This window comes from Acidovorax sp. M14 (genome assembly GCF_049331375.1).
GTDB lineage: Bacteria > Pseudomonadota > Gammaproteobacteria > Burkholderiales > Burkholderiaceae_C > Acidovorax.
Window position 1 is genome coordinate 4,713,258 of sequence record NZ_CP186263.1, and the last position, 25,288, is coordinate 4,738,545.

Sequence of the window (25,288 nt, forward strand, 5' to 3'; positions counted from 1 at the left end):
CGCATTCGCGTGGGCGGGCCGGGGTGGCCCCCCTTTCATCCCTTAGCACGGATTCCCATTCGCTGATTTGTAACAAGGACGGATTCCCTGTGGCGGCGCAGGTTGTCGAACTTGGCCTACACGGCCGTGGCGCTCTGTGACCGACAATTCACAAATTGATACGCACGGTTACAACGCACTGCGCGCATCACCCATCCTCTGGCTGGCACCCGTTTGCCAGCCGGTCAGACGGCACCTCGGCCGTGCATGACACCCACCCGGACTTTCCATGGCTTTCCACCAAAAAACCGTCACCCAAAAGCTGGCGTTTGCCTTTTCTGTATTGATCGCGATATTGATCGCCGTTGCCCTCCTGTCGCTGCGCAGCCTGGGCGACGCGCGCGAAGACTTCCAGCGCTTCGTGGGCAATGAATTCCACCGGGGTGGCCTGGCGCGCGACATCCAGGCAGCCGCCAATGCACGTGCCATTGCGGCCCGCAACCTGATCCTGCTGACCAGCGCGGCAGACCTGCAGGCAGAGACCTTGGCCGTGACGGCCGCTCACGAGCGCGTACAGACCAAGATGTCAGAACTGCGCCAGGCCGTGGCCAACGCCGCACAGGTGCCCGCGAGGGAGCGCGAGCTGTTCGAGCAACTGCAAACCATCGAGCGCAGCTACGGGCCCGTGGCGCTGGCCATCGTGGGCCTGGCACGGGACGGCAAGAAGGACGAAGCGATCGCCAAGATGAATGCCGAATGCCAGCCACTGCTCAAGCAGCTGATCAGCACCACGTCTGCCTACACGCAAGCCGTGGCGGCCTCCGCAGACCAGGAAATCAGCCACGCGGCCGAAAAGTTCGGCAACAAGCGCCTCCTGCTCATCCTGGCCACCGTGGTGTCGATCCTGGCGGCCACGGCGCTGGCTGCGCTCATCAACCGCAGCCTCATGCGCTCTCTGGGCGCAGACCCGGTGCAGCTCAGCGCCGCCGCACGGCGCGTTGCGTCGGGCGACCTGGGCACCGTGTCCGGCAGCGCCACAGCGCCCGCCGACAGTGTGCTCGCGTCGCTGGGGGACATGCAGGTCGCGCTGGCCAGCATCGTGGGGCGCGTGCGCGCATCGGCCACGACCATTGAGGCGGGTTCCCAGGAGATTGCGACGGGCAATGCAGACCTGTCGCACCGCACAGAGCAGCAGTCCGGCAACCTGCAGCAAAGCGCAGCCTCCATGGAAGAAATGACCGCCACGGTGCAGCAGAACGCCGACACCGCGCAACAAGCGGCCCAGCTTGCATCGGCGGCGCGAGAGGCCGCAGAACACGGCGGCACGGTGGTGGCGCGGGTGGTCAGCACCATGGACGACATCACCACCAGCTCACGCCGCATTGGCGACATCATCGGCGTGATCGACAGCATTGCGTTCCAGACCAACATCCTGGCGCTGAACGCTGCCGTGGAAGCCGCCCGTGCCGGAGAGCAGGGCCGGGGCTTTGCGGTGGTGGCGAGCGAAGTGCGCACGCTGGCCCAGCGCAGCGCGCAAGCGGCCAAGGAAATCAAGTCGCTCATCGAGGCCAGCGTGGAGAAGGTGGAGACAGGGTCGGCACTGGCGCACACGGCAGGCTCCGCCATGACCGAGATCGTGGGCGAGGTGAACCGCGTGGCCGACCTGATCGGTGAAATCAGCGCCGCCACGCGCGAACAGAGCGCAGGCATCGGGCAGATCGGCAACGCAGTGGCCGAGCTCGACCAGTCCACCCAGCAAAACGCAGCGCTGGTGGAACAGATGGCCGCCGCCGCCCACACACTGAACCAGCAGGCCCATGGCCTGGTGGAATCGGTGGCGGTGTTCCGCGTGGAAGAGCCCGTGCGCACCGTGGCAGATGTGCAGCGCCCGCCGCAGCAGCGGCCAGGCGCCGTGAAGATGCAGCCCCAGGGCGTTCGGGCTCCGTTCCCCAAGGCGCTCACCGCCGCTTAGTCAGGGCACCGCTACAGCGCGCCGTACAGCCGCGCGGTGGCCTGCACCCGTGCCACCAGCGCGCGGCGCAATGCCACGGGCCGCAGCACCTCCACCTGCGGCGACAGCCGCATCAGCTGCCCACAGGCATGCTCCACCGACTCGATGGGGATCGTCACGGACGTGCGGCCATCCTTGCGGCGCGACGGTGGAGCGGCAGCCACCGCACGCGCCACCGCGCTGCTGAGCGCGCGCAGGCCCCGCAGCCCTTCGGGTGTCGCCAGCAGTGCGGCCTCGCCCGTGTACAGGCCTGACTCAAAACGCCGGATCGACGCAGCCCAATAGCTGGGCAGGTCAAAGCGTGCGGGGCGTTTGGCCGGTTGGTCGAGCGTCGTGGCCGCGAGGATGTTCGACACCCGGTAGGTGCGTGGCCCGCGCGCGTCGGCTCCCATAGGCAAAGCCACCAGGTACCACACGCCCGCTTTCAGCACCAGGCCCAGCGGGCTCACGGTGCGCTCTGCCGTGCGCGCCCAGCCCTCGTAGCGCAGGGTGATCTGGTGGCCGCTCCACACGGCGGCCGCCACGGTGGGCAGGTGCGGTGTGGGGTCGCTCTCGCGGTACCAGTCCACCGGGTCCAGGTGCAGGCGGGTGCTGACACGCTGCGCGTCGTCGCGCCAGGCGGCGGGCAGTGCGGCCAGCAGCTTCAGACGCGCGCCCGCGACATCGCCGCCCAGACCCAGGTCCTGCGCAGGGCCGGGCAGGCCGCTCAAGAAAACGGCCTGCGCCTCCGACGGCGTGAGGCCTGTGAGCGTGGTCTTCCAGCCCGGCAGCAGCGCAAAGCCACCATGGCGCCCCCGCTCGGCATAGATGGGCACGCCCGCAGCGCTGAGCTGGTCCACATCGCGGTACAGCGTGCGCACCGACACCTCCAGCGCCTCGGCCAGCGCCTGCGCGCTCATGCGGCCGCGCGTTTCCAGCAGCATCTGGAGTGACAACAAACGGCTGGCGCGCATGGGCTTTGGCAGGGGTGGTGCAAAAAAACAGAAGGCCAAAGATATCGCAAATACCTGCCATGGTTTGGCAGGTATAGCGGCACACACTGGAACCCTGTCTTCGCCTTCTTGCCCCCCACCTTTTCAGGAGCCCCCATGCCCACCACCGATCCCCACGCCATCGTCGAACTGCGCCAGTACACCTTGCATCCCCAGCAGCGCGAAGTGCTCATCAACCTGTTTGACCGGGAGTTTGTTGAAACCCAGGAGGCGCAGGGCATGCGCGTGCTGGGCCAGTTCCGCGACCTGGACCGGCCCGACCAGTTCGTCTGGCTGCGTGGCTTTGCCGACATGCCGGCGCGCCACCGCGCGCTGGAGGGCTTTTATGGCGGACCCGTGTGGGCAGCGCACCGCCACGCCGCCAATGCAACCATGATCGATTCGGACAACGTGCACCTGCTTCGCCCGGCCTGGCCCGGCGCCACGGCGGCCCTGCCACACCATGCAAGGCCGCAGCCCGGCGCGCAGGGTGCCACCGCTGGCGTCCTGCAGGTCACCGTGTTGCCGTTGCGTGAGCCCGCCACACCACCACTGCTGGACTTCTGCCGCCACCGCATGACGCCCACCCTGCAGCGCGGTGGCGCGCGCCAGATCGCCTGGTTCTGCACCGAGCCCAGCCCCAACACGTTTGCCCGCCTGCCGGTACGCGAAGGCGAACCCGTTCTGGTGGGCCTGGCCCTGTTTGGCGACGAGGCTGCGCTGACATCGTTTACCGACAGCGGGGTCTGGGCGCGTGACGTGGTGCCCGGTCTTGCGCCCTGGCTGGCGGCGGAGCCCGAGGTGCTCCGCCTGCAGCCCACCGCGCGCTCGGCGCTGCATGCGTGACGCACCGCACACCTCTCCCCTGACGCATCAACCACCACGGAGCCCCACCATGTCCACCTCAGCCCGCCTCACTCCCATCCCGTCGCCCACCGTGGCGCCCAGCGCCGCGCGCGACTTCGACTTTCTCATGGGCCCCTGGCGCATTCGCAACACGCGGCTGGTGCGCCGGCTCGCGGGCTGCCACGACTGGGAGGTGTTTGACGCCACGGGCACCGCACGTCCATTGCCCGGTGGCATCGGCAACTTCGACGACTTCACGCCGCTGGCATGGAAGCCCGGCTACGTGGGCATGGCACTGCGTGTGTTCAGCCCCGTGACGCAGCGCTGGAGCATCTACTGGCTGGACAACCTCACGGGCGGCCTGGACCCGGCCAACGGCCTGCTGCTGCCGCCCGTGGTGGGCGGCTTCCAGGGCGGTGTGGGCCTGTTTGAAGGCGAGGAGCTGTTCGAGGGCCGCCCGGTGCGCGTGCGCTTCGAGTGGTCGCAGATGCACACCGGCGCCCCGCGCTGGCAGCAGGCGTTTTCGGACGATGGCGGCGCGACCTGGGAGGTGAACTGGGTGATGGAGTTTGCACGGCCGGTGTGAGCGCACGCGGCCGTCAATGCGCGTCTTGCATCACCTGGGCCAACCAGTCCACAAACACACGCACCCGGGGCGAGAGCTGCCGGCTGTGCGGGTACAGCACTGACACGGGCATGGGCGCCGGGCGGCAGTCGGCCAGCACCTCGCACAGGCTGCCATCGGCCAGCCGAGGCGCGATGTGATAGCGCGGCACCTGGATGAGCCCCAGGTGCGCGGCGCAGCAGGCGTGGTACGCATCAGCATCGCTCACGGCCACCGGGCCCTTGAGCTGCACGCTGCGCGCCACGCCGTCTACGAGAAAGTCGAACGGCAGCGGCTTGCCCGTGCGCTGCGACAGGAAGTTGACGGCCTGGTGCCCGCGCAGCGCATCCACGGTGGTGGGCGTTCCGTGGCGGCGCAGGTACTCGCGGCTGGCGCAGGTCACCTGCTGCAACAGTGCCACGCGCCGCGCCACCATGGTGGAGTCGCGCAGCTCACCACCGCGCAGCACACAGTCCACGCCCTCGCGCACCAGGTCCACCAGGCGATCGCCGAGGCCTATTTCCAGTTCCACATCGGGGTAGCGCTCGCAGAATTCGCCAATGCGTGGCAGCACAAAGTGGCGGGCCAGCGTGCCCTGCAAGTCCACACGCAGCTTGCCCCGGGGCTTGAGCAGGGCGCTACCGAAAGCCGACTCGGCCTCCTCCAGATCGGCCAGCAGGCGCTGGCAACGCTCGTAGTACGCCTGCCCATCCGGGGTGGTGCTGACGTGACGCGTGGTGCGTTGCAAAAGCCGCGTGCCCAGGCGCTTTTCCAGGTCCTGCACGGCGAGCGTGACGCTGGCACGCGGCAGCTGCAGGTCCTCGGCGGCGCGCGTGAAGCTGCCCAGCTCGACGATGCGGGTGAACAGCTGCATGGATTGGAAGCGGTCCATAGCGGGGCCCCTCCCGGGCCCGCTCCCCGGCGCGGGCCGCAACGACGGCAGCCGGGGTTATTGTTTTGATTGACTGAATAGTGAAGCCAATTTTAGGTATTTATCCATTCAAACAACAACAGAACAATGCCGTCATGGCCTCAGAACCTGTTCTGAAGGCCAGCCAGCAAGCCAGCGCCCACATCCAATGCAGGCGCTGGACTCTCACCCCTTTCTGCAGGAGATTTGCCATGTCCGCCACGCCATCCCCCTCCACACCCACTACCGCCGCAATGTCCGCCGACGCACGCGTGGCCATTGTCACCGGCGCGTCGCGTGGCATTGGGGCCGCCATCGCCCAGCGCCTGGCGCGCGACGGGCTGCGTGTGGTGGTCAACTACGCGGGCCGCGCCGCCGACGCGCAGGCCGTGGTCCAGGGCATTGCGGAAGCAGGAGGACACGCAGTGGCCGTGCAGGCCGATGTGGCCGACTCCCAGGCCGTGCAGCGGCTGTTCGACAGCGCGGAACAGGCTTTTGGCCGCATCGACGTGCTGGTGAACAACGCGGGTGTAATGCCCTCCACCACGCCCCACCTGGTGGACACGGACGACGCCACCTTCGACCGGCTGATGGCCATCAACCTCAAAGGCAGCTTCCACACCCTGCGCGAGGCCGCGCGCCGCCTGCAGCCGGGCGGGCGCATCGTCAACTTCTCCACCAGCGTGGTGGGCACTGCGTTGCCCGGCTATGCGGTTTATGCCGCCACCAAAAGTGCGGTGGAGACCATGACGCTGATCCTGGCCAAGGAACTGCGCGGACGGGACATCACCGTCAATGCCGTTGCGCCCGGACCTACCGCCACGGAGCTGTTCCTGGACGGCAAAACGCCCGAACTCATCGAACGCCTGGCCCAAGCCAGCCCGCTGCAGCGCCTGGGCACGCCGCAGGACATCGCCAGCGCAGTGTCCTTCCTGGTGGGGCCAGACGGTGGCTGGATCAACGGCCAGACCCTGCGCGCCAATGGGGGCATGGTCTGACGGTCCGCCGGGCGATGTCCACGGTGCTTCAGGCCGCAAATCCGCCGTCGATCAACAAGCTAGCCCCCGTCACCATGCCCGACTCCGGCCCCGCCAGATAAGCCACCATGCCCGCGATCTCGTCGGGGTGGGCGTGGCGGTTCAGGGCCATCAGGCTGTGCATGTCGCCCGCCATGGGGCCGTCGGCAGGGTTCATGTCGGTGTTGACCGGGCCGGGCTGCACGTTGTTCACCGTGATGCCACGCGGGCCCAGGTCGCGCGCCAGGCCCTTGGTCAGGCCCACGATGGCGGCCTTGCTCATGCCGTACACGCTGAATCCGGCCCATGGCACACGGTCGGAGTTGGTGCTGCCGATGGTGATCACGCGGCCATAGGCGCCGCCCTGGCCCATGTGGCGCACGGCGGCCTGGGTGGCCACAAACACGGCGCGCACGTTCACATTGAGCGTGTGGTCAAAGTCGGCCAGCGCAAAGCTGTCCAGCACGCCCGCCACGGCCACACCCGCGTTGTTGACGAGGATGTCCAGGCGGCCCAGCTCGCGTGCGGCGCGGTCCACCGCCTGCGTGAGGGCGACGGCATCGGCGCTGTCGGCCTGCAGGGCCAGCGCCTTGCCGCCGCTCGCCGCAATGTCCGCCACCAGCGCCTGCGCAGGTGCTGCCGAGTTGCTGTAGGTAAAGGCCACGGCCGCGCCATCGCGCGCCAGACGCCGCACGATGGCCGCGCCAATGCCCCGCGCGCCGCCGGTGACGAGCGCGACCTTGCCCACCAGTGGACGGCCCGAGGATGAAGGAGCAGAGACCGGGGATGTTTCAGACACAGAAGACATGGTGTTGTTTCTCCAACGAGGTACATGCAGAAAATGGTTCGCCACCGAACCGCGAAGACCTGCAGTGTCAGAAATTCACTCATGCTCCGGTAGCCATGAATGGGCTGTATATCTTTCAACCCTTGGTTGAAAATACCGCCCCATGCAGCCCCTCAGCCACCTCGAATCGTTTGTGCAGTCCGCCCAGTCGGGCAGCTTTTCGGCCGCCGCACGGCTCATGGGCCTGACGCCCGCCGCCGTGAGCAAGAACGTGGCGCGGCTGGAGGCCAGCCTGGGCGTGCGGCTGTTCCAGCGCAGCACGCGCAGCCTCACGCTCACCGAGGGCGGGCAGCGCCTGCTGGCGCAAGTGGGCCCGCCCCTCACCGCCCTGGCCGATGCGGTGGACCACGCGGCCGAGGCCGAGCAGCAGCCTGCGGGCACGCTCAAGGTCAGCATGGGCCAGGCCTTCGGCCGTGCGTACCTGGTGCCGCTGCTCACCGAGTTCCTGCGACGCTACCCAGCCATCCAGCCCGACTGGCGCTTTGAGAACCGGCAGGTGGATTTGATCGGCGAGGGCTTTGACGCCGGCATCGGCGGCGGCCTGAACCTGAACCCCGACATGGTGGCGCGCACGCTGGGCCCCATCCACCTGGTGGTCGTGGCCGCGCCTGCGCTGCTGCAGGGCCGCAAGCGGGCGCCGCGCCACCCTGCGGACCTGGCGCAGTGGGATGGCATTGCACGGCGCAACATCCGCACCGGGCGCATCAACGTCACCACGCTGCGCAACAAGGCCGGCGATGCGGCTCCCGTGGAGCTGCGCCCGCGCATCGTGTTCGACGACCCCGAGGCCATGTGCCAGGCCGCGCTGATGGGCCTGGGCCTGGCCGTGCTACCCATGCCGTTTGCGCAGCCCTGGCTGGCGCGGGGCGACCTGGTGCGGGTGCTGCCCGGCTGGTGGGCCGATGCAGGGCCGACCTCGCTGTACTACCCCAGCAAGAAGCTGCTGCCCGCACGCACCCGCGTCTTTGTGGACTTTGTGGTGGAGCAGTTCAGCACCCGTGGGTTTGCGCAGCGGGTGCGCGGAGACTGACGGGCACAGCATGGGGCCCGAGCCACGGCAGCGTGGTGGCAATAATGGGCCTTTGCGACCGCTCTGGACCATATTCATGCCCCAACACATCGGCATCGTGGGCTGCTCCGCCGAAGGGGCCGCCCTGTGTTACCGCACCCTGTGCGCCGAAGGCGCTGCACTGCTGGGCCGCCCGCATGCCCACCCCGAGGTGACGCTGCACACACCGTCGCTGGCCGACTATGTGGACTGCCTGGACCGGAATGACCTGCAAGGCGTGGCTGATCTGATGCTCGCCTCCGCCCACAAGCTGGCACGAGCAGGCGCCGATTTTCTGATCTGCCCCGACAACACCATCCACCAGGCGATGGACCGCGTGCTGCCCCACTCGCCGCTGCCCTGGCTGCACATTGCCGAGGTGGCGGCGGCCGAGGCGGCAGCGCGCGGCCACCGGCGCCTGGCCCTGACCGGCACGCGCTGGCTGGTGGACAGCAGCGTGTACCCCGATGCGCTGCAGGCCCAGGGCCTGCAATGGGTGCGCCCCACCGAGGCCGAGCGCAGCGAGATCAACCGCATCATCATGGACGAGCTGGTGCCCGGCATCATTCGCCCTGAGGGCGTGGCCCTGTTCCAGCAGATCATCGCCCGCATGCAGCGCGAGGAAGGCTGCGATGCCGTGGTGCTGGGCTGCACCGAAATCCCGCTGATCCTGAGCGACGCCAACTCCCCGCTGCCCACACTGGACTCCACCCGCCTGCTGGCCCGTGCGGCGCTGCGCCGGGCCGTGCAGGTTGACTGAACGCAATTACTTGAGCCGCTGCGCCACCACGGCATCCAGCGACGCCATGAAGGTCTCCACGGCCCGCGTGTAGGCGCTTTCCAGGCCCAGCTGCGCGTTGATCTCGCCATGGGTCAGCTCCTGCGGCAGCACCTCGGCGCGGCCGCCCAGGTCGCGCACGCGGCGGGCCATGCCCTGCGCCTGCAGGCATGGGTGGTCGGGGCGCTCGGTGGAGCAGACAAACTGGAACGGCGGCACCGGGCCCGACAGCGCGTGGTACGGCGACACCGCGGCCCAGAACAACGGGTTGGCGCCCATCACCTCGTCGTAAAACGGGTAGTGCGGCGCGGTCATCACCACGGGCACATTGATTGCCGCACTGTCCAGCGACACGGCGCCCAGCCAGGGCCAGGCCCCTTCGCGCTGTGCCAGGGTGGGCGATGCATTGATGAGCGACACCAAGTGCGCGCCCGCCGAGTGCCCCATCAGGATGAACCGCGATGCATCGGCGCCCCAGCTGGCGGCACGGCTTTGCGCGGCGGCCAGTGCCATGGCCACGTCCTGCGCCTCCTGCAGCACGTTCACGGCGGGGTACAGGCGGTAGTTCACCGAGATGAACACAAAGCCCTTGGGCACCCAGCGCGCCACCTTCTCCTGCACCACGCTGGACATGGCCTTGTCGCCCGTGCGCCAGGCGCCGCCATGCACCATGAAGATCACCGGAGCGCGTGTGCCGCTGGCCTCCGCAGCGCTGCTGGCGGCACCGCCAGCGGCGGGCAGGTAGACATCCATGCGCTGCAGCGGGTCCGCACCATAGGGCACATCGGCCAAGCGCTGCACACCGGCGGGCAAGGCCGCAGCGGTGTCCCGCAACTGCGCGAAAGGCCCCAGCCCCCGCAGCTGGGCGTGGGCGGGTGGGGTCATCAGCACAGCGGCCAGCGCACACAGCGCTGCGCCCAGGCCTGTGCGCAGGGAGGCGAACGCGGAGATTGGAGTGGAAGGACGGGACATGCGGGATCTCCTGGCTCAATGAATGGAAGGTGACGAATCAGGGCCGCGCTGGGCAGGCCATGGGGGCGCCGCTGGCGTCAAAGCAGCTGGCGCTGCGGGTGCGGCCGGTGTCCGCGTTGTACGAGCTGCTGGTCTGCACGCTGTTGCCGGTGGTGGCGCTGGTGGCCGTTGTTGTGCGGCCCTGGGTCACGCTGCCGTCGGCGCTGCGCGTGGCGGCGCCCGTGCTCTGCAGCGTTCCCCGGTCGCCCTGGGCGGCCATGGCGCTGCTGTGGCTGGCTGAGCCATCGGCATTCCTTGCGCTCTGGCCCTGGCGCACAGCGGTGGCGCCGTTCGGGCCCGCCACGGCGGCGCCGCTGCGCACGCTGCCGTGGCCCTGGCCGTCGGTGGTCACGCTGCGGCCGCGCAGCACGCCCCCACCGCCCGGCGCGGCGCGGACCACGGCGGTGCGGGCGGTGGTGCTGCCATCGGCGTTGTGCTCCACCGTGTGGCGGCTGCGTGCGCTGGCATCGCTGGCTGCCAGAAGCAACAGTGCCGCCACGGCCAAGGCGGCCAGCAGCATGGCGCGGCAGGTGGCAACGGGGGCGGGAGGTGTCGGGACGGAAGGGTACATGGCGGCCGGCTCCTTGCAACAGAACAGGGGGTACGGAGCAGCAGGGTGCTGCGATGAGCTGAACTATGGCCGCCAGGTATGAGCCAGTTGTGGCGCCCGCTGCACGATGTATGACAAAGCATGACAAACCTCCGGGGCCTGTCATGCGTTGTCATGCACCGGGGCACCTGCCCGCGCTGGCACCCGGTGTTTTCGGCCCTACCATTGGCACGCAGCCTTGGCTGCACCCACCCACTGCCATCCACCTACACCGCCCCATGACGGAAGCCCTGGCCAAGATCCTGGTCGCCGATGACGAACCCGACCTGCGTGCGCTGCTGCAGCGCTACCTGAGCGACCAGGGCTACAGCGTGCGCACGGTCGATGGTGCGGGCCCGCTCGATGTGCTGTTGCAGCGCGAGCGCTTTGACGTGCTGGTGCTCGACGTGATGATGCCGGGCGAGGATGGCCTGGCCATCTGCCGCCGCCTGCGCGCGCAGGGCGAGACCATCCCCATCCTGATGCTCACGGCCAGGGGCGACCCCGTGGACCGCATCGTGGGCCTGGAGATGGGCGCCGACGACTACCTGCCCAAGCCCTTCAACCCGCGCGAGCTGCTGGCCCGCATCCAGGCCATGGTGCGCCGCCAGCGTCTGCTGGGGGCGCACACCGGGCCGCGCCAGACGGGCGGGCGTATCGATTTTGGCGCGTTCACGCTGTGGCTGGATGAGCGCCGGCTGGAACGCCACGGGGGCGCCGACGGCGACGGCGCCCAGGACGTGCCCCTGACCACGGGCGAATTCGCGCTGCTGCAGGCGCTGGCACAGCAACCGCACCGGCCCCTGGGCCGCGACCGGCTCATCGCACTGGCCTATGGCCCCGACCACACCGCCACCGACCGCAGCATCGATGTGCAGGTGATGCGCCTGCGCAAGCTCATCGAGGCCGACCCCGCACAGCCGCGCCACATCCGCACCGTGTGGGGCGTGGGCTATCTATTTGTGCCCGATGGCGCAGCGCCGGGCGGCGGGGGCAAGCCATGACGCCCTCCGCCACACCCCAGGCCACCCGAGGCTGGTGGCCGCGCAGCCTGCTGGGCCGCAACCTGCTGCTGATGGCGGTGCTGATCGTGCTGGGCCAGCTGGTGGCGGCCATGCTGGTGCGGCAGATGATCTTTCAGCCCCGCGTGGCGCAGGTGGCCGATGGCGTGGCGCGCAACGTGGGGGCGCTGCGCGCGGGGCTGCAGGCGCTGCCCCCGGCAGAGCGGGCCGCATTCGTCGAGGCCTTCAACCAGCAGGCGGTGCGGTCGCTCCCACCCGTAGCGGCGGAGAGCACCGTTCGGCGTGCGCTGCTGTCGCCCATGGAGCGGCAGTTTGTGCAGGCGGTGTCGCGCCGCCTGGGGGCGGACGACGTGGCAACACCAGCATCACAGCCATCACAACCCGTGTGGCGCCGCGACAGCACGGGCGTGCTGGCCCTGCGTGTGGTGCACCAGGGGCCGGAGGGGGCGGAGACCTATTGGCTGAACCTACCCAGCGTGTTCCCCACGCGCGAATTCACCGGCGCCTGGCTGGCCGCTACGCTGGCCAGCATGCTGCTGGCGCTGCTGGGGGCCTGGTGGCTGCAGCGGCACATCAACCGCCCGCTGGCCCAGGTGGTGGCGGCGGCCCGGCAGCTGGCGCAGGGCCAGACCCCTGCGCCGCTGCCCGAGGACGGGCCCGAAGAAATCGCCACCGTAGGCCGCAGCTTCAACCACATGGCGCAAAGCCTGGCCGCGGCCGAGCAGGAGCGGGCGCTGATGCTGGCCGGTGTGTCGCACGACCTGCGCACCCCGCTGACCAAGCTGCGCCTGGGCGTGGAGATTGCCGGTGCGAAGGTGGATGCCCCCCTGGCCGCGAGCATGGCCCGCAGCATCGACGAGATGGACGGCATCGTGGGCCAGTTTCTGCAGTTTGCGCGCAGCGGTGAGGCAGAGGTGCCCACCCCGGCGTCGCTCAACGACCTGGCCCAGGCCGTGGCCGAGGCGCAGGCCGACCATGGGCGCACCGTGCGGCTTGCGCTGGGCACCCTGCCCGACGTGCCGGTGCGCCCGCAGGCCCTGCGCCGCGCGCTGGACAACCTGGTGGAAAACGCCTGGCGCCACGGCACACCGCCGGTGCTGCTGCGCACGGGGGCCGATGCCGACGGCGTGTGGCTGGAGGTGCAGGACCAGGGCCCCGGCATCGCCCCGGCAGAGCTGGACCGCATCCGCCAGCCCTTTGCGCGCGGCGATGGCGCGGCACGTTCGGGCGCACCGGGCGCGGGGCTGGGCCTGGCCATTGTGGAGCGTGTGGTGCGCAGCCACGGCGGGCGGCTAGAGCTGCACAGTGCGCCGGGCGCGGGGCTGCGCGCGCGGCTGGTGTTGCCACGGGGCGAGCGGGGCTGATGCCGCTGCGCACGCCCAGGGCACGCTGCACCCTCAAAATTCAGCCAAAAGTGCCGCAAGCGCTAGTGCAATATGCGGCGGCAGCTCTCAAATTAGTAGCAATCCAGTGAGTTCGGCAGACCCTCAGGCCACCGGCATCTTCAGCTTGCGGTACAGCGTCTGGCGGCTGATGCCCAGCTGGCGCGCGGCCTGCGACATGTTGCCGCGCGCAGCCTGCAGCGCCTGGTCGATGGCGGCCTGGGACAGCTGCTGCAGGCTCAGGCTGGCGGGCAGGCCGTCCAGACTGGCGCCCGCTGCGGCATCGCTGCGCGGGCTGGCGGGCACCGCCGTCAGCGCCTGCACCAGGTCGTCCGGCATGTGCTCCCAGCCCAGGGTGTCTTCGCCCTCGGCCAGCATGGCGCAGGCGGTGCGCAGCACATTGGCCAGCTGGCGCAGGTTGCCGGGCCAGGGGTAGGCGGCCAGACGGGCCAGCAGGTCGGGCGCCACCTGCACCTCAAAACCCAGGCCCTGTTCCGTCGCCAGGTCGGCCAGCAGGCGCTGCAGCAGCGCCACAAAGTCGCTGCGCTCGCGCAGTGCGGGCAGCTGCACCGTGAGGCCGTTGATGCGGTAATACAGGTCTTGCCGAAAGCGCCCCTGTTCCGCCGCCTGCATGAGCTGGTTGTGCGTGGCGCAGACGAGTGCAAAGTCCACCGGCACGGCCTTGCTGGCACCCACGGGCGTCACGCTGCGCTCCTGCAGCACGCGCAGCAGGCGGGTCTGCAGGGCCAGTGGCATGTCGCCGATTTCGTCAAGGAACAGCGTGCCGCCATGGGCCTCGCGCAGGCGGCCCAGGTGGCCCTCCTTGCGCGCGCCGGTGAAGGCACCGGCCACATGGCCGAAGAGTTCGGATTCGATCAGGTGCTCGGGGATGGCCGCGCAATTGATGGCCACAAACGGCGCATCGCGGCGCGGGCCGCTGGCATGCAGCGCACGCGCAAACACCTCCTTGCCCACGCCCGACTCGCCCTGCACCAGCACCGCAATCGGTTTGCCCACCACGCGGCGGGCCTTGTCGGCAGCGGCGCGCCAGCGGGCGTCGCCAGTGTCCAGCAACGCCAGTGCGTCTTGCTGGGGCACTGCGGCCGCCGCAGCGGAGGGCCGTGTGGGGATGGCCACCCAGGCGGCGTCCATCTGCACCTGGGCAAATAGCAAGGCGCCCTGCAGTGTGCGCAACGCCTGCGGCTGCTGGGGGCGGCGCTTGTGGTGCGAGAGCAGGTCATCCAGCCGCACGTCCAGCACCCGCTCCAGCAAGGTGGCGCCCACATCGCCCGCGTGCAGGCCCAGCTGGGCCAGGGCCACGCGGTTGGCGCCCACGATCCAGCCGTCGGCCGACACGGCCACGATGCCCTCGGCCACACTGCCAATGCCCTCGGGCGCGCTGTGCAGGTGCAGGCGGATGTTGCGTTTGCAGGTGGCAGCCAGCAGGCGGTTTTCAATCATGCGGGCGGCCGTGCTGACCAGGCCCAGCGCATGGGCGTGGCCGTTGCGGTAGTCGCCCGAGATGTCGAGGATGCCCAGCAGCTCGCCGGTGGCCGACAGGATGGGCGAGGCCGCGCAGGTGAGAAAGTTGTTGCGCTCCAGAAAATGCTCGCCGCCGTGCACCTCCACCGCGCAGGCCTCGGCCAGGGCGGTGCCGATGGCGTTGGTGCCCCGGTGCGCCTCGTGCCAGGAAGCGCCACTGGTCAGCGCCACGCGCTCGGCCTTGTCCACAAAGTGCGGGTCGCCCAGCGTGTGCATCAGCATGCCGCGCCGGTCGGCCAGCACCACCACGCTCTGGCTGTGGCGCACTTGCTCGAACAGGTATTCCATCACCGGCCGCGAATGCGCCAGCAGTTCGGGGTTGCTGGCCAGCACCTGGCGCAGCGTGCCGCTGCTGGGGTGGTCAATGGCGGGGGGCCGCCCGGTGGGCAGCAGGCCGGCCGCCATGCTGCGCGACCAGGAGCGCGCCAGGCGCTCGTCCACCAGGCCGCTGGGGCACTGGCCAGAGTCCAGCAGGTGCTGGCGGGCCTGTCGCAGGGCGACGGGGGAGGTGTTGGGGCGCACGCTTTGTCTCCGTGCGGGCTCAGGGCGGCCCGCTTGTGGTGTGTGGGCCAGTATGGCGGGCTCGACGGCGCGGGGCAAGGGTGTGGGCGCAAGCGGGGCGCCAACTGTTCCATTTCGTGACAGGTGTCGCGGCCCGGGACACCCGGGTGCGGGCGGTTGCGACAGGTTTCCGCACTGGGTGGCCGAAAAAATCCAATGAAATCAACACTTCGCGCGCCCAGGCCCGCTGGCATGTGTTTTGAGTAAGGGGTTGGCATCGGACAGGCGCTACAGAGCCCGCCCGATGCACACAACCATCGCAGGAGACAACACCATGACCGTTTACGCAGCCCCCGGCGCCGCTGGCGCGAAGATCACCTACAAGCCCCGCTACGACAACTTCATCGGCGGCAAATTCGTGCCGCCCGTCAAGGGCCAGTACTTTGATGTCATCACGCCCGTGAGCGGCAAGGTCTACACCCAGGCCGCGCGCTCCACGGCCGAAGACATCGAGCTGGCCCTGGACGCCGCCCACGCTGCGGCCGACGCCTGGGGCAAGACGGATGCGGCCACGCGCGCCAACATCCTGCTCAAGATCGCCAACCGCATCGAAGAAAACCTGGAGCGCTTGGCCTACGCCGAAACCGTGGACAACGGCAAAGCCATCCGCGAGACGCTGAACGCCGACATCCCGCTCACCGTGGACCACTTCCGCTACTTTGCGGGCTGCGTGCGTGCGCAAGAAGGCGCCTTGAGCAACATCGACGAGAACACGGTGGCGTACCACATCCAGGAACCGCTGGGCGTGGTGGGCCAGATCATTCCGTGGAACTTCCCCATCCTGATGGCTGCGTGGAAGCTGGCACCCGCGCTGGGCGCGGGCAACTGCGTGGTGCTCAAGCCTGCAGAGTCCACGCCGATTTCTATCCTGATCCTGGTCGAGCTGATTGCCGACCTGCTGCCGCCCGGCGTGCTGAACATCGTCAATGGTTACGGCCGCGAGGCCGGCATGCCGCTGGCGCAGAGCAAGCGCATTGCCAAGATTGCCTTCACCGGCTCCACCAGCACCGGCCGCGTGATTGCGCAGGCCGCAGCCAACAACCTCATCCCCGCCACACTGGAGCTGGGCGGCAAGAGCCCCAACATCTTCTTTGCCGATGTGATGGACAAGGACGATGCCTTCCTGGACAAGGCGATTGAAGGTCTGGTGCTGTTCGCGTTCAACCAGGGCGAGGTCTGCACCTGCCCCAGCCGCGCACTCATTCAGGAAAGCATCTACGACAAGTTCATGGAACGTGTGCTCAAGCGTGTCGCCGCCATCAAGCACCAGAACCCGCTGGACACCGACAGCATGATGGGCGCACAGGCATCGAAGGAACAGCTCACCAAGATTTTGAGCTACCTGGACCTGGGCAAGCAGGAAGGCGCCGAAGTGCTGGCCGGTGGCGGCCAGGCCCACCTGGGCGGCGACCTGGAAGGCGGCTACTACGTGCAGCCCACGCTGTTCAAGGGCCACAACAAGATGCGCATCTTCCAGGAAGAAATCTTCGGCCCCGTGCTGGCCGTGACCACCTTCAAGGACGAGGCCGAAGCCCTGGCCATTGCCAACGACACGCTGTACGGCCTGGGCGCCGGTGTGTGGAGCCGCAACGGCAATGTGGCTTACCGCATGGGCCGCGCCATCAAGGCCGGGCGGGTGTGGACCAACTGCTACCACGCGTACCCGGCGCATGCGGCGTTTGGCGGCTACAAGGAATCGGGCATTGGGCGTGAGACGCACAAGATGATGTTGGACCACTATCAACAGACCAAGAACCTGCTGGTTAGCTACAGCGAAAACAAGCTCGGCTTCTTCTGATGGGGTGGCGGTCCCAAAACCGCCCCTGGCGTCGTTGCTCCGTTCTGCCGTGGCGCTGCCACTGTCTGCGACGGAGACGCCTGGCCAGGGACGGTTTGTGGACCGCTGGAAACGTTTCTACGGATGCGGCTCGTTGTTCCAACTGGCCGCGTTTTTGCATTGCACGCTGGAGACAACCATGGTCGAAAAAGTCACCGCCACCCCCGCCGCGCTGGAGCTGGTGGCCTTTCTGCAAGAGAAGCACGGCCCTGCGCTCATGTTTCACCAGAGTGGCGGCTGCTGCGACAACAGCGCGGCCAACTGCTACCTGCCCGGCGAGATCACGATGGGCGCGGGCGACGTGTACCTGGGCGACATCGGTGGCTGCCCGTTCTACATCGGGCGCGCGCAGTACGAGACCTGGAAGCACACGCAGCTCATCATCGATGTGATCGAGGGTACGGGCGGCACCTTCTCGCTGGAGGGACCGGAGGGCAAGGCCTTTCACACGCGCTCGCGGGTGTTCACCGACGCGGAGCTGGCCGAACTGGGCATTGCACCCGGGCCTGCGGCGTGAACGCCGGGGGCTATACAGCCCTCCATGACGCCCCTTCATGCCCGCTCCAGCGCATATCGGGTCATTCAAGCCGGTAGCGCTAGTGCAATATGCCGCTGCAGCTATTGAATTCGCAGCACGCCTGCGGCCGTGCGCCCGCCGCCATCGTCGCCCAGGCGGAACACCGACACCACCTGCACCAGGTCTTCGGCCTGGTTCTTGAGGCTGCTCGCAGCGGCGGCCATCTCCTCGACCAGTGCAGCGTTCTGCTGGGTCACCTGGTCCATCTGCGTGACGGCCTCGCCCACCTGGGCCACGCCCAGCGATTGTTCGTGGCTCGCGGCGCTGATCTCGCCCACGATGTCGGTCACGCGGCGGATGGCGCCCACCACCTCGCTCATCGTGGCGCCTGCGCGGTCCACCAGGGCGCTGCCCTGGGCCACGCGCTCCACGCTGGCGCTGATGAGCGTCTTGATCTCGCGCGCGGCCTCGGCGCTGCGCCCGGCCAGGCTGCGCACCTCGCTGGCCACCACCGCAAAGCCCCGGCCTTGCTCGCCCGCGCGGGCGGCTTCCACGGCCGCGTTGAGCGCGAGGATGTTGGTCTGGAACGCGATGGAGTCGATCACGCCGATGATGTCGGAGATCTTCTGCGACGAGGCGTTGATGCCATGCATGGTGTCCACCACCTGCGCCACCACTTCACCGCCCTGCACGGCCACGGTGCTGGCATTGGCGGCCAGCTGGCTGGCCTGCTGGGCACTGTCGGCGTTCTGGCGCACGGTGGCGTTGAGCTGCTCCATGGACGCGGCGGTTTCCTCCAGCGCGCTGGCCTGGCTTTCGGTGCGGGCCGACAGGTCGGTGTTGCCCTGGGCAATCTGCACGCTGGCCGTGGCCACACTCTCGGAGCCACTGCGCACGTTGCGCACCACCTGCGTGAGCTGTGCGCGCATCTGCTGCAAGGCCTCCAGCAACTGGCCCACCTCGTTGGTGCCATGGGCAATGGGAGCGCCGCTCAGGTCGCCCTGCGCCACGGCGCGTGACAGCGCCACGGCCTGCGACAGCGGCCCGGTCATGGAGCGCACGAACACCAGCGCCATCGCACTGGTGGCCGACAGCGTGAGCACCAGGGCCAGCGCCACCCACAGCAGGTTGCGCTGCAGCCCTGCCACGCGCGCCTGCAGCGCCTGGTCCAGGCTCGCCATCGACAGGTTGTTGAGCGCGTTCAGCGCCTCGATGGTGCGGGTGAACGCGTCGAAGTAATCCTTGGACGGCAGCTGCAGCTCCGTGGCGTTGAGGATGTCGCGCTCCACCAGCTGCAGCGACTGCTGGATCTGCCCTTGCACGGCCTGCGCGCTGCTGCCCAGCGCACGCTGCAGCTCGGCATTGCCCTGCAAGGCGCGGTCCAGCCCGCGGAAGGTGTCGCCCTGCAGCTCGGCCACGCGCTGCTGCAGCACCAGCAGCTGGCCCTTGCCCTGGGGCGTCAACTCGCGCTTGCCCAAGGCGCTGGCGCCCTGGGCGCGCAGCATGCCCAGCTTTTCCCCCAGCATGGGGGCCTGCGCCAGCGAGGCCTGCACCAGCGCGTGGGTGTCGGCCTCGGGGTCGATCTGCAGGCCATAGGCATGCACCAGCGACTCATTGAGCTGCAGCAGCGTTGCGATGAGCTGGGTGTGCTGCGCGGTGCTTTGCGCCTGTTCGATGCTGCGCGCGGCCACGGCCTGCTCCAGGGTGCGCCAGGTCTGCTGCGCCTGGGTCCAGGCCGCCATCTGCGCGGCGGGCACCTTGGCGGCGGCAAAGCGGGCGCTCACGTCGTCCAGCGCGGTGTTGACCGCATCACGCGCGGCGGGGCGGCGCGCGGCCAGCGACTCGTCGCCCCCCAGCATGCCCACCGACAGGCCCCGGTGCACCTGCATGCGCTGCACCAGCAGCGTGAGCGCCTGGGCAGGGGCCACGCCCTGCGCCTCCAGGCGCGCGTGGTCGATGGCGTGCAGGGAGTCGCGCACCACCAGATACGTGGGCAAGGCACTCATCATGAGCCCGATGGTCCCCAGGATGAGGAATTTTTCGAGCAGATTCAACCGGTGAAGCAATGACATGGCAATGGACGCAGGCCACACGGCGTGCGCTTTAGAGTAGGCCCCAGGGGCGGGTGTCGGCACCGCCGACTGGAAGGCGGCCCCTGTGAACCTGAGGACGATCGCATGGGGAAATCGTCCACCGGCACCGAGGGCCAAACGGAATGGTTCTCAATGTAGGGACGCGTTTGCAGTAGGGTTTTGACTCAGGTCAAGTGACGCAGAGCTTCGCCCACGCGGCCGCATCGCGAGCGCTGGGCTGCGTTCGGGGACGGGTGGAGGCTGCGGCCACCGGGGCGCTGGAGAATAATGAACGCCTCCCCATCCTTTGGAGCCCCGGCATGCACTCAACCACCCTGCGCTTCCTGGCGTCCCAGACCACGCTGCCCCAGGCAGGCCGCATCCCCGGCGGCACGGTGCTGCGCTGGGTGGACGAAGCCGGGTTTGCCTGTGCCAGCGCCTGGGCCAAGGGCGCCTGCATCACCGAGTTTGTGGGCGGCGCCCACTTTGTGCGCGCCATCCGCCCGGGGGACCTGGTGGAGGTGCACGCGCGCCTGGCCTACACCACCGACACCAGCATGTGCCTGGCCGTGGAAGTGCGCAGCGGCGCCGTGCACGGCGCACCGCTGGAGGACGTGGTGCACTGCGTGGCCGTGTACACCGCCGTGGATGCCAGCGACCAGCCGCGCACGGTGGACAAGTGGAGCCCCGAGACCCCCGGTGACATTGCGCTGGCCCAGCGCGTGAAGGCGCACATCGACGCAGCGCGCGCGGCGCAATGAGCGGCGCTGCACAGGCCGCATCCGCCACCAGCCCGCTGCGTGCGCGCGACCTGCTCGCAGCGCTGGTGGTGGTGATCCTCTGGGGCGTGAACTTTGTGGCGATGAAGTGGGGGCTACGCAGCTTCAGCCCCTTCCAGCTGGGCGCCGCGCGCTACCTGTGTGCAGCGCTGCCGCTGGTGCTGCTGGTGCGCCCACCGCGCATGCACTGGCGCTGGGTGCTGCTGTTCGGGCTGTTCCAGGGCGTGGGGCAGTTCGGCTTTTTGTTCATGGGGCTCAAGGTGGGCATGACGGCCGGGCTGGCCAGCGTGCTGCTGCAAACCCAGGTGTTCTTCACGGCGCTGCTCGGCTTTGCGCTGTTGCGCGAGCGGCCGGGGCTGCCGCTGCGCGTGGGCATGGGACTGGCTGCACTGGGGCTGGTGTGTTTTGCGATGAACTATGTGGGCCCGGGCTCCGGGGTGGGGGTGGCGGCGGCCACCACGCTGGCGGGCCTGCTGCTCACGCTGTGTGGCGCGGCGATGTGGGCGTCGTCCAACATCGTGGCACGGCTGGCGCAGCAGCACAGCCCGGGGTTTGACCCCTTGGCCTTTGTGATCTGGAGCAGTCTGGTGCCGGTGCTGCCGTTCATGGCGCTGTCCGCCCTGTTCGACCCCGACGCCGCGCGCTGGCTGCAGTGGCAGACGCTGGCCAACGTGCCGCTGCTGTCATGGGCGGCGGTGGCCTACCTGGGCTGGGCGGCCACCATCGTGGGCTACGCGCTGTGGACCAACCTGCTGCAGCGCTACCCCGCCAACCGCGTGGCGCCGTTCAGCCTGGCGGTGCCGGTGGTGGGCCTCACCGCAGGCTGGCTGCTGCTGGACGAGGGCGTGGCGCCCTGGCAGTGGGCAGGCATTGCGCTGGTGGTGGCCGCGCTGGCCTGCGTGGTGCTGGGGCCCCGACTACAAGCCAAAATGGCCGGTAGCGCTAGTTGAATATGCCTTAGCAGCTATCAACTAGATAGCAAACAACGACAGCACTGCCTACACCAACCGGCGCCGCGCAAAGCGTACCACGGTCACCCCGGCACGCGCCTGGCGCACCGAGGGCATCACCAGCACACAGTCGTCGTACGGAGTGACCACCGGCACGCCGTCGTTGTCACCAATCACCGTGCCCGCCTTCTCGAACACCTCCAGGCCCGTGTACGGCGCCACAAACCGGAAGGCGCTGCTGGTGGCGACCACGGGGCCGGTCACCTCCAGCGCCCACTGGTGCGGTGCGTCGGGCAGGCGCCAGCCAGGCAGCTGCTGCGCCAGCGCGTCGGCGCTCAGATCGCCAGATTGTTCGATGAAGCGCACGCACTGGTCCTGCGCCACGGCGCGGCTGGCCGGGTCGCCATGGAAGCCACATTCGATGAGTAGCGAGTGGGTGCCGTTGTCGTCCAGGTCGCCAAACCGGCCGTAGTCGCGCATGCGCACGCCGTCCTTGTGGCCGGCGTCCACCACGATGTGCTCGGGCGAGCGCATGGCGCGCGCCAGCGCCAGGTTGCGCGGCTGGATGCCGGTGAGCAGCAGCGGCGCCGAGGGCTCGTGCATGGAATGGATGTCGAGCAGCCAGTCGGCCTGCGCCACCCACGGGCGCAGCGCGGCGGCGCGGCGGCGCTCGTTGGTGTCGGCCGCGTCGATGCGCTCGTCCAGCCACTGGCGGTTGAGGTCTTCGTCGGTGAAGCGCGAGGCGTCGTGGTTGCCCGGGTCAAAGCGGTCGAAGGCGTCGAGGTTGCAGAACGCGAGCGTCAGCGTGCCCTGCTGCGGGCGCACACCGGCGTCGAGCAGGCCTTTGAGCGCCCAGGCGCCGCACAGCTCGTTGCCGTGCACCAGGGCGCTGACCATCACGCGGCGGCCGGGTCGGCCCGAGTCGAAGTGCCATACGCCTTCGGTGCCGGTGTTGCCGGCACGCCAGGCGCTGATGTCGGGGGCAGGCAGCGCAAACACCAGGGGTTGCACGGACGTGGGAGAGAGGGGGCTGCTGCTCATTCTTCGATCTTGGCGAATTCAACAATCTTCTTGTACTTGGCCACTTCCGTGACCAGGAACTGGTCGATGTTGACGGTGGGCGAGGCCACGGTGGAGCCACTGGCTTCCATCTTCTTGCGGAAGTCCGGCGATTGCAGGCTATCGGCCAGCGCCTTCTTGAGCTTGTCAGTCACGGGCTTGGGCAAATTGGCAGGCCCCATGAGCGCAAACCACACGCTGATGTCCACGTTCTTGTACTGCGGCGACTCGGCCAGCGCCGGTATGTCGGGTGTGGTGGCCGAGCGCTTGGCCTCGGTAGTGCCCAGTGCAATCACCTTGCCGCTCTTGATGTGCGGCAGGCCGCTGGAGAGCACGAACACGCCGTACTCCAGGTTGTTGCCCATGAGGTCGCTGGTGAGCGGTGCCACGCCCCGGTAGGGGATGTGCGTCATGAACAGCTTGCCCTGCTCCTTCACGGCCTCGCCCGCCAGGTGCAGCGCCGTGCCCACGCCCGAGCTGCCGTAGCTGAACTTGCCGGGGTTCTTGGACACCTTCTGCGTGAACTCCGCCATGTTCTTGACGCCCGCGCCGGTGGAAGCCACCAGCACCAGCGGCTGCGAGGCAATGAGGCCGATGGCGGTGAAGTCCTTGATGTCGTACTTGACCTTCTTGGTCACGAGCTTGTTGATCGCAATCTCGTTGTTGGCACCCACCAGCAGGGTGTAGCCGTCGGGCGCCGCGTTGGCGACCTTCTGCGCGCCGATCGCGCCACCGGCACCGCCCAGGTTCTCGATCACGACTGGCACGCCAAGCTTGTTACCCAGCTCGGTAGCCACTGTGCGTGCGGTCAGGTCGGTACTGCCGCCGGGCGGGTAGCCGACCACGATGGTGATGGGCTTGCTGGGGTAGGCGTCTTGCGCGATGGCAGGGGCAGCAAGAACGGCCAGGCCGCACAGCAGTGCAACACGGCGCAGGGGATGGACGGTGGTCATGGCGGAACTCCTGGGCAAAGGCGGGGTGGATGGTGCGGGTGAGGTATGGACTGGATTGTGAAAAGTCCGCCGCTGGGCGTTGGTGCCAAAACGGCACCATGTCGTGCCGATTCACAATATCCGACACGGGGAAACCCGCAGGCCAGCCACAGCGGGCGCAGGCGTATCAGCGCTGCGCCAGCGCCTTCCACAGCGCCTCGGCCAGCGGCCCCAGGCGGCGCTTGGGACGGTACAGGCGCACGTCAAACCGCACCTCCATGCGGGCGTCTCCCGCGAGTGCCAGCCGCTGGGCCTTGCAGTCGGCAAACACCATGGACCAGGGCAGCCACGCAACGCCCAGACCTTTTTGCACGTATTCGTAGTGGGCGTCGGCCGAGTCGCACTCCACCACGCGCTGCAGCCGGGGCGCATGGGGGTTGTGCGCCAGGTGGTCTTCCACCAGCCGCCCCAGGGCCAGCTGGGGGGCGTAGGCCAGGTAGGGCACCCGCGTAGCGTCGGGCCCGAACCGGTGCAGCGCCTGCCCCTGCGCCGTGGCGCGCGACACAGGCACCAGCCGGTCGGAGGCCACCGTCAGGTGCGTGAACTGCCGCGCATCGAGCCGGATGGCCAGCGCCGGGTGGTGGTACACGAGCGAGAAGTCGGCCTCGTTGCGCTCCAGCATGCCCACCGTGTCGGCCAGCGCCCGGGTGCGAATACACAGCTCGCCGCCCTGCAAAATGGGCTGCAGGCGCACCAGCCAGTCGGCCACCACGGTGCGCGCCAAGGTGCGGCCCGTGGCCAGGGTCACGGTGCGGGCCTGGCGCCCGGCCAGGCTTTGCAGCTCTTCGTGCGACTGGGTGAGGTTGCGCACCATTTGCCCGGCGGTGTCCAGAAAACTTTGCCCGGCGGGTGTGAGGGTGACAGGGCCTCCGCCCCGCTCCACCAGCGGCGTGCCCGCCCATGCCTCCAGCGCGCGGATGCGGCGGCCAAACGCGGGGTGGGTGACATGCCGCAGCTCGGCGGCACGGGTGAAGCTGCGCTCCTGCGCCAGTACGATGAAGTCTTCCAGCCATTTCAACTGCATCGTCGGCTCCTGGAGGGGCGGCTGTCAGGCGGGTGGCAATCTAGGGTGCCGGGGTCGCGCCAGCGCCGTCAGGGGGCTGTGCGCGACGTTCAGGGTGGTGGGGAACTCAGCCCCGGGCGGCTTCCAGCACGCCCCGGGTGCGTGTGGCTTCGGCACGCGCAGCCGCAGCAAAGTCCTCGCCTTTGGACGCGTAAAGAATGGCCCGCGACGAGTTCACGATGATCGGCCCGTCGTTGCGCAGCCCGGCGCGCACGGTGGCGGCAGCGTCACCGCCCTGGGCGCCCACACCAGGGATCAGCAAGGGCAGCGTGGGCGCGATGGCGCGCACGCGCTCGATCTCCTGTGGGTAGGTGGCGCCCACCACCAGGCCGAGCTGGCCGTTCTTGTTCCAGGGGCCTTGCGCCAGGCGCGCCACATGTTCGTACAGGAGCGGCTGGCCTTCGACGCTGGCCAGGCGCTGGGTCTGCAGGTCGTCACCGCCGGGGTTGGACGTGCGGCAGAGCAAAAACGCGCCCTTGCCGTGGTACGCCAGATAGGGCTCGATGGAATCAAACCCCATGAAGGGCGACAGCGTGACGGCATCGGCGCCGTAGCGCTCGAAGGCCTCCTTGGCGTACTGCTCGGCGGTGGAGCCGATGTCGCCGCGCTTGGCGTCCAGGATCACCGGCACCTGCGGTGCGTTGGCACGCATGTGCTGCATCAGGCGTTCGAGCTGGTCCTCGGCACCGTGCGCGGCAAAGTAGGCGATCTGCGGCTTGAAGGCACACACCAGGTCGGCGGTGGCGTCCACGATGGCGGCGCAAAAGTCATAGATCTTGCGCGGGTCGCCCTGCATGCCCGCAGGGAAGCGGGTGGGTTCGGGGTCCAAGCCCACGCACAGCAGGGAATTGTTCTGCGCCGTGGCGTCGCGCAGCATGTCGGTGAAGTTCATGGGGCGTGAT

General features: G+C 68.8%; 23 protein-coding genes. 12 read left to right on the forward strand and 11 right to left on the reverse strand.

Going from position 1 to position 25,288, the window contains the following annotated elements; translation table 11 throughout:
• Positions 1 to 268: 268 nt before the first annotated feature.
• On the forward strand, positions 269 to 1,951 hold the full coding sequence (locus ACOYR4_RS22050; protein WP_422848063.1) for a methyl-accepting chemotaxis protein: 1,683 nt from the start codon (positions 269 to 271) through the stop codon (positions 1,949 to 1,951).
• A gap of 11 nt (positions 1,952 to 1,962) precedes the next feature.
• On the opposite strand, the gene ACOYR4_RS22055 is transcribed toward ACOYR4_RS22050, so the two are convergent.
• On the reverse strand, positions 1,963 to 2,943 hold the full coding sequence (locus tag ACOYR4_RS22055) for a helix-turn-helix transcriptional regulator (RefSeq protein ID WP_422848064.1): 981 nt from the start codon (positions 2,941 to 2,943) through the stop codon (positions 1,963 to 1,965).
• A gap of 135 nt (positions 2,944 to 3,078) precedes the next feature.
• Here ACOYR4_RS22055 and ACOYR4_RS22060 point away from each other — a divergent pair, with 135 nt between their 5' ends.
• Positions 3,079 to 3,807 carry an NIPSNAP family protein gene (locus tag ACOYR4_RS22060; RefSeq protein WP_422848065.1) on the forward strand — a complete coding sequence of 243 codons (729 nt, stop codon included), beginning with the start codon at positions 3,079 to 3,081 and terminating at the stop codon, positions 3,805 to 3,807.
• Positions 3,808 to 3,856: 49 nt separating this feature from the next.
• On the forward strand, positions 3,857 to 4,393 hold the full coding sequence (locus tag ACOYR4_RS22065; protein WP_422848066.1) for a hypothetical protein: 537 nt from the start codon (positions 3,857 to 3,859) through the stop codon (positions 4,391 to 4,393).
• Positions 4,394 to 4,406: 13 nt separating this feature from the next.
• On the opposite strand, the gene ACOYR4_RS22070 is transcribed toward ACOYR4_RS22065, so the two are convergent.
• Positions 4,407 to 5,303, reverse strand: a complete 897-nt coding sequence (locus tag ACOYR4_RS22070) for a LysR family transcriptional regulator (RefSeq protein WP_060985223.1) — start codon at positions 5,301 to 5,303, stop codon at positions 4,407 to 4,409.
• Between the two features lie 230 nt (positions 5,304 to 5,533).
• Between ACOYR4_RS22070 and ACOYR4_RS22075 the strand changes: the two genes are divergently transcribed.
• Positions 5,534 to 6,319, forward strand: a complete 786-nt coding sequence (locus tag ACOYR4_RS22075; protein ID WP_296337007.1) for an SDR family oxidoreductase — start codon at positions 5,534 to 5,536, stop codon at positions 6,317 to 6,319.
• 28 nt (positions 6,320 to 6,347) lie between these two features.
• Here the strand turns inward: ACOYR4_RS22075 and ACOYR4_RS22080 are convergent, their stop codons facing one another.
• The gene (locus ACOYR4_RS22080) at positions 6,348 to 7,145 is read right to left on the reverse strand and encodes an SDR family oxidoreductase (RefSeq protein ID WP_422848067.1); all 798 of its coding nucleotides are present in this window, start codon (positions 7,143 to 7,145) and stop codon (positions 6,348 to 6,350) included.
• A gap of 142 nt (positions 7,146 to 7,287) precedes the next feature.
• Here ACOYR4_RS22080 and ACOYR4_RS22085 point away from each other — a divergent pair, with 142 nt between their 5' ends.
• Both ACOYR4_RS22085 and ACOYR4_RS22090 read left to right on the forward strand, forming a co-directional pair.
• Entirely contained in the window at positions 7,288 to 8,214 is a 927-nt protein-coding gene (locus tag ACOYR4_RS22085; protein ID WP_422848068.1) for a LysR family transcriptional regulator, read from the forward strand.
• A gap of 76 nt (positions 8,215 to 8,290) precedes the next feature.
• The gene (locus ACOYR4_RS22090; RefSeq protein ID WP_422848069.1) at positions 8,291 to 8,992 is read left to right on the forward strand and encodes an aspartate/glutamate racemase family protein; all 702 of its coding nucleotides are present in this window, start codon (positions 8,291 to 8,293) and stop codon (positions 8,990 to 8,992) included.
• 6 nt (positions 8,993 to 8,998) lie between these two features.
• Here the strand turns inward: ACOYR4_RS22090 and ACOYR4_RS22095 are convergent, their stop codons facing one another.
• The gene (locus ACOYR4_RS22095) at positions 8,999 to 9,982 is read right to left on the reverse strand and encodes an alpha/beta hydrolase (protein WP_422848070.1); all 984 of its coding nucleotides are present in this window, start codon (positions 9,980 to 9,982) and stop codon (positions 8,999 to 9,001) included.
• A gap of 37 nt (positions 9,983 to 10,019) precedes the next feature.
• The gene (locus ACOYR4_RS22100) at positions 10,020 to 10,592 is read right to left on the reverse strand and encodes a hypothetical protein (protein WP_422848071.1); all 573 of its coding nucleotides are present in this window, start codon (positions 10,590 to 10,592) and stop codon (positions 10,020 to 10,022) included.
• A gap of 257 nt (positions 10,593 to 10,849) precedes the next feature.
• Here ACOYR4_RS22100 and ACOYR4_RS22105 point away from each other — a divergent pair, with 257 nt between their 5' ends.
• Together ACOYR4_RS22105 and ACOYR4_RS22110 are read left to right on the forward strand one after the other, a co-directional pair.
• Positions 10,850 to 11,614 carry a response regulator gene (locus ACOYR4_RS22105; RefSeq protein ID WP_110960821.1) on the forward strand — a complete coding sequence of 255 codons (765 nt, stop codon included), beginning with the start codon at positions 10,850 to 10,852 and terminating at the stop codon, positions 11,612 to 11,614.
• Entirely contained in the window at positions 11,611 to 12,996 is a 1,386-nt protein-coding gene (locus ACOYR4_RS22110) for an ATP-binding protein (RefSeq protein ID WP_422848072.1), read from the forward strand. The genes ACOYR4_RS22105 and ACOYR4_RS22110 overlap by 4 nt, the downstream gene beginning before the upstream one ends.
• 123 nt (positions 12,997 to 13,119) lie before the next feature.
• On the opposite strand, the gene ACOYR4_RS22115 is transcribed toward ACOYR4_RS22110, so the two are convergent.
• Entirely contained in the window at positions 13,120 to 15,078 is a 1,959-nt protein-coding gene (locus ACOYR4_RS22115) for a sigma-54-dependent Fis family transcriptional regulator (RefSeq protein WP_422848073.1), read from the reverse strand.
• Between the two features lie 313 nt (positions 15,079 to 15,391).
• On the opposite strand from ACOYR4_RS22115, the gene ACOYR4_RS22120 reads away from it, so the two are divergent.
• Both ACOYR4_RS22120 and ACOYR4_RS22125 read left to right on the forward strand, forming a co-directional pair.
• Complete coding sequence (locus tag ACOYR4_RS22120; protein WP_422848074.1) at positions 15,392 to 16,915, forward strand: aldehyde dehydrogenase family protein; 1,524 nt, start codon at positions 15,392 to 15,394, stop codon at positions 16,913 to 16,915.
• Positions 16,916 to 17,093: 178 nt separating this feature from the next.
• The gene (locus ACOYR4_RS22125; protein WP_422848075.1) at positions 17,094 to 17,471 is read left to right on the forward strand and encodes a DUF779 domain-containing protein; all 378 of its coding nucleotides are present in this window, start codon (positions 17,094 to 17,096) and stop codon (positions 17,469 to 17,471) included.
• A gap of 101 nt (positions 17,472 to 17,572) precedes the next feature.
• Here ACOYR4_RS22125 and ACOYR4_RS22130 read toward each other — a convergent pair whose 3' ends face one another.
• Positions 17,573 to 19,543 carry a methyl-accepting chemotaxis protein gene (locus ACOYR4_RS22130; RefSeq protein WP_422848076.1) on the reverse strand — a complete coding sequence of 657 codons (1,971 nt, stop codon included), beginning with the start codon at positions 19,541 to 19,543 and terminating at the stop codon, positions 17,573 to 17,575.
• A gap of 320 nt (positions 19,544 to 19,863) precedes the next feature.
• Here ACOYR4_RS22130 and ACOYR4_RS22135 point away from each other — a divergent pair, with 320 nt between their 5' ends.
• Both ACOYR4_RS22135 and ACOYR4_RS22140 read left to right on the forward strand, forming a co-directional pair.
• Positions 19,864 to 20,304: an acyl-CoA thioesterase gene (locus ACOYR4_RS22135; protein WP_110960816.1), complete on the forward strand. Its 441-nt coding sequence runs from the start codon at positions 19,864 to 19,866 to the stop codon at positions 20,302 to 20,304.
• Positions 20,301 to 21,272: an EamA family transporter gene (locus ACOYR4_RS22140; RefSeq protein ID WP_015016227.1), complete on the forward strand. Its 972-nt coding sequence runs from the start codon at positions 20,301 to 20,303 to the stop codon at positions 21,270 to 21,272. The genes ACOYR4_RS22135 and ACOYR4_RS22140 overlap by 4 nt, the downstream gene beginning before the upstream one ends.
• 48 nt (positions 21,273 to 21,320) lie before the next feature.
• Here the strand turns inward: ACOYR4_RS22140 and ACOYR4_RS22145 are convergent, their stop codons facing one another.
• From ACOYR4_RS22145 to pyrF, 4 genes are all read right to left on the reverse strand, one after another.
• Positions 21,321 to 22,313 (reverse strand): succinylglutamate desuccinylase, encoded by a 993-nt coding sequence (locus ACOYR4_RS22145; RefSeq protein ID WP_422848077.1) that lies wholly within the window; start codon positions 22,311 to 22,313, stop codon positions 21,321 to 21,323.
• Entirely contained in the window at positions 22,310 to 23,284 is a 975-nt protein-coding gene (locus ACOYR4_RS22150; RefSeq protein WP_422848078.1) for a Bug family tripartite tricarboxylate transporter substrate binding protein, read from the reverse strand. The genes ACOYR4_RS22145 and ACOYR4_RS22150 overlap by 4 nt, the downstream gene beginning before the upstream one ends.
• A gap of 166 nt (positions 23,285 to 23,450) precedes the next feature.
• Positions 23,451 to 24,347: a LysR family transcriptional regulator gene (locus tag ACOYR4_RS22155; RefSeq protein ID WP_422848079.1), complete on the reverse strand. Its 897-nt coding sequence runs from the start codon at positions 24,345 to 24,347 to the stop codon at positions 23,451 to 23,453.
• Between the two features lie 106 nt (positions 24,348 to 24,453).
• The gene (pyrF, locus tag ACOYR4_RS22160; RefSeq protein ID WP_015016231.1) at positions 24,454 to 25,278 is read right to left on the reverse strand and encodes an orotidine-5'-phosphate decarboxylase; all 825 of its coding nucleotides are present in this window, start codon (positions 25,276 to 25,278) and stop codon (positions 24,454 to 24,456) included.
• Between the last annotated feature and the right edge of the window lie 10 nt (positions 25,279 to 25,288).

Bases quoted from the DNA above. Each gene is read 5' to 3' on its own strand.
- ACOYR4_RS22095 (WP_422848070.1), bottom strand. From the start codon at position 9,982: ATGTCCCGTCCTTCCACTCCAATCTCCGCGTTCGCCTCCCTGCGCACA.
- ACOYR4_RS22050 (WP_422848063.1), top strand. From the start codon at position 269: ATGGCTTTCCACCAAAAAACCGTCACCCAAAAGCTGGCGTTTGCCTTT.
- ACOYR4_RS22125 (WP_422848075.1), top strand. From the start codon at position 17,094: ATGGTCGAAAAAGTCACCGCCACCCCCGCCGCGCTGGAGCTGGTGGCC.
- ACOYR4_RS22065 (WP_422848066.1), top strand. From the start codon at position 3,857: ATGTCCACCTCAGCCCGCCTCACTCCCATCCCGTCGCCCACCGTGGCG.
- ACOYR4_RS22130 (WP_422848076.1), bottom strand. From the start codon at position 19,543: ATGTCATTGCTTCACCGGTTGAATCTGCTCGAAAAATTCCTCATCCTG.
- ACOYR4_RS22145 (WP_422848077.1), bottom strand. From the start codon at position 22,313: ATGAGCAGCAGCCCCCTCTCTCCCACGTCCGTGCAACCCCTGGTGTTT.
- ACOYR4_RS22060 (WP_422848065.1), top strand. From the start codon at position 3,079: ATGCCCACCACCGATCCCCACGCCATCGTCGAACTGCGCCAGTACACC.
- ACOYR4_RS22100 (WP_422848071.1), bottom strand. From the start codon at position 10,592: ATGTACCCTTCCGTCCCGACACCTCCCGCCCCCGTTGCCACCTGCCGC.
- ACOYR4_RS22110 (WP_422848072.1), top strand. From the start codon at position 11,611: ATGACGCCCTCCGCCACACCCCAGGCCACCCGAGGCTGGTGGCCGCGC.
- ACOYR4_RS22120 (WP_422848074.1), top strand. From the start codon at position 15,392: ATGACCGTTTACGCAGCCCCCGGCGCCGCTGGCGCGAAGATCACCTAC.
- ACOYR4_RS22090 (WP_422848069.1), top strand. From the start codon at position 8,291: ATGCCCCAACACATCGGCATCGTGGGCTGCTCCGCCGAAGGGGCCGCC.
- ACOYR4_RS22135 (WP_110960816.1), top strand. From the start codon at position 19,864: ATGCACTCAACCACCCTGCGCTTCCTGGCGTCCCAGACCACGCTGCCC.
- ACOYR4_RS22055 (WP_422848064.1), bottom strand. From the start codon at position 2,943: ATGCGCGCCAGCCGTTTGTTGTCACTCCAGATGCTGCTGGAAACGCGC.
- ACOYR4_RS22075 (WP_296337007.1), top strand. From the start codon at position 5,534: ATGTCCGCCACGCCATCCCCCTCCACACCCACTACCGCCGCAATGTCC.
- ACOYR4_RS22105 (WP_110960821.1), top strand. From the start codon at position 10,850: ATGACGGAAGCCCTGGCCAAGATCCTGGTCGCCGATGACGAACCCGAC.
- pyrF (WP_015016231.1), bottom strand. From the start codon at position 25,278: ATGAACTTCACCGACATGCTGCGCGACGCCACGGCGCAGAACAATTCC.
- ACOYR4_RS22150 (WP_422848078.1), bottom strand. From the start codon at position 23,284: ATGACCACCGTCCATCCCCTGCGCCGTGTTGCACTGCTGTGCGGCCTG.
- ACOYR4_RS22155 (WP_422848079.1), bottom strand. From the start codon at position 24,347: ATGCAGTTGAAATGGCTGGAAGACTTCATCGTACTGGCGCAGGAGCGC.
- ACOYR4_RS22080 (WP_422848067.1), bottom strand. From the start codon at position 7,145: ATGTCTTCTGTGTCTGAAACATCCCCGGTCTCTGCTCCTTCATCCTCG.
- ACOYR4_RS22070 (WP_060985223.1), bottom strand. From the start codon at position 5,303: ATGGACCGCTTCCAATCCATGCAGCTGTTCACCCGCATCGTCGAGCTG.
- ACOYR4_RS22140 (WP_015016227.1), top strand. From the start codon at position 20,301: ATGAGCGGCGCTGCACAGGCCGCATCCGCCACCAGCCCGCTGCGTGCG.
- ACOYR4_RS22085 (WP_422848068.1), top strand. From the start codon at position 7,288: ATGCAGCCCCTCAGCCACCTCGAATCGTTTGTGCAGTCCGCCCAGTCG.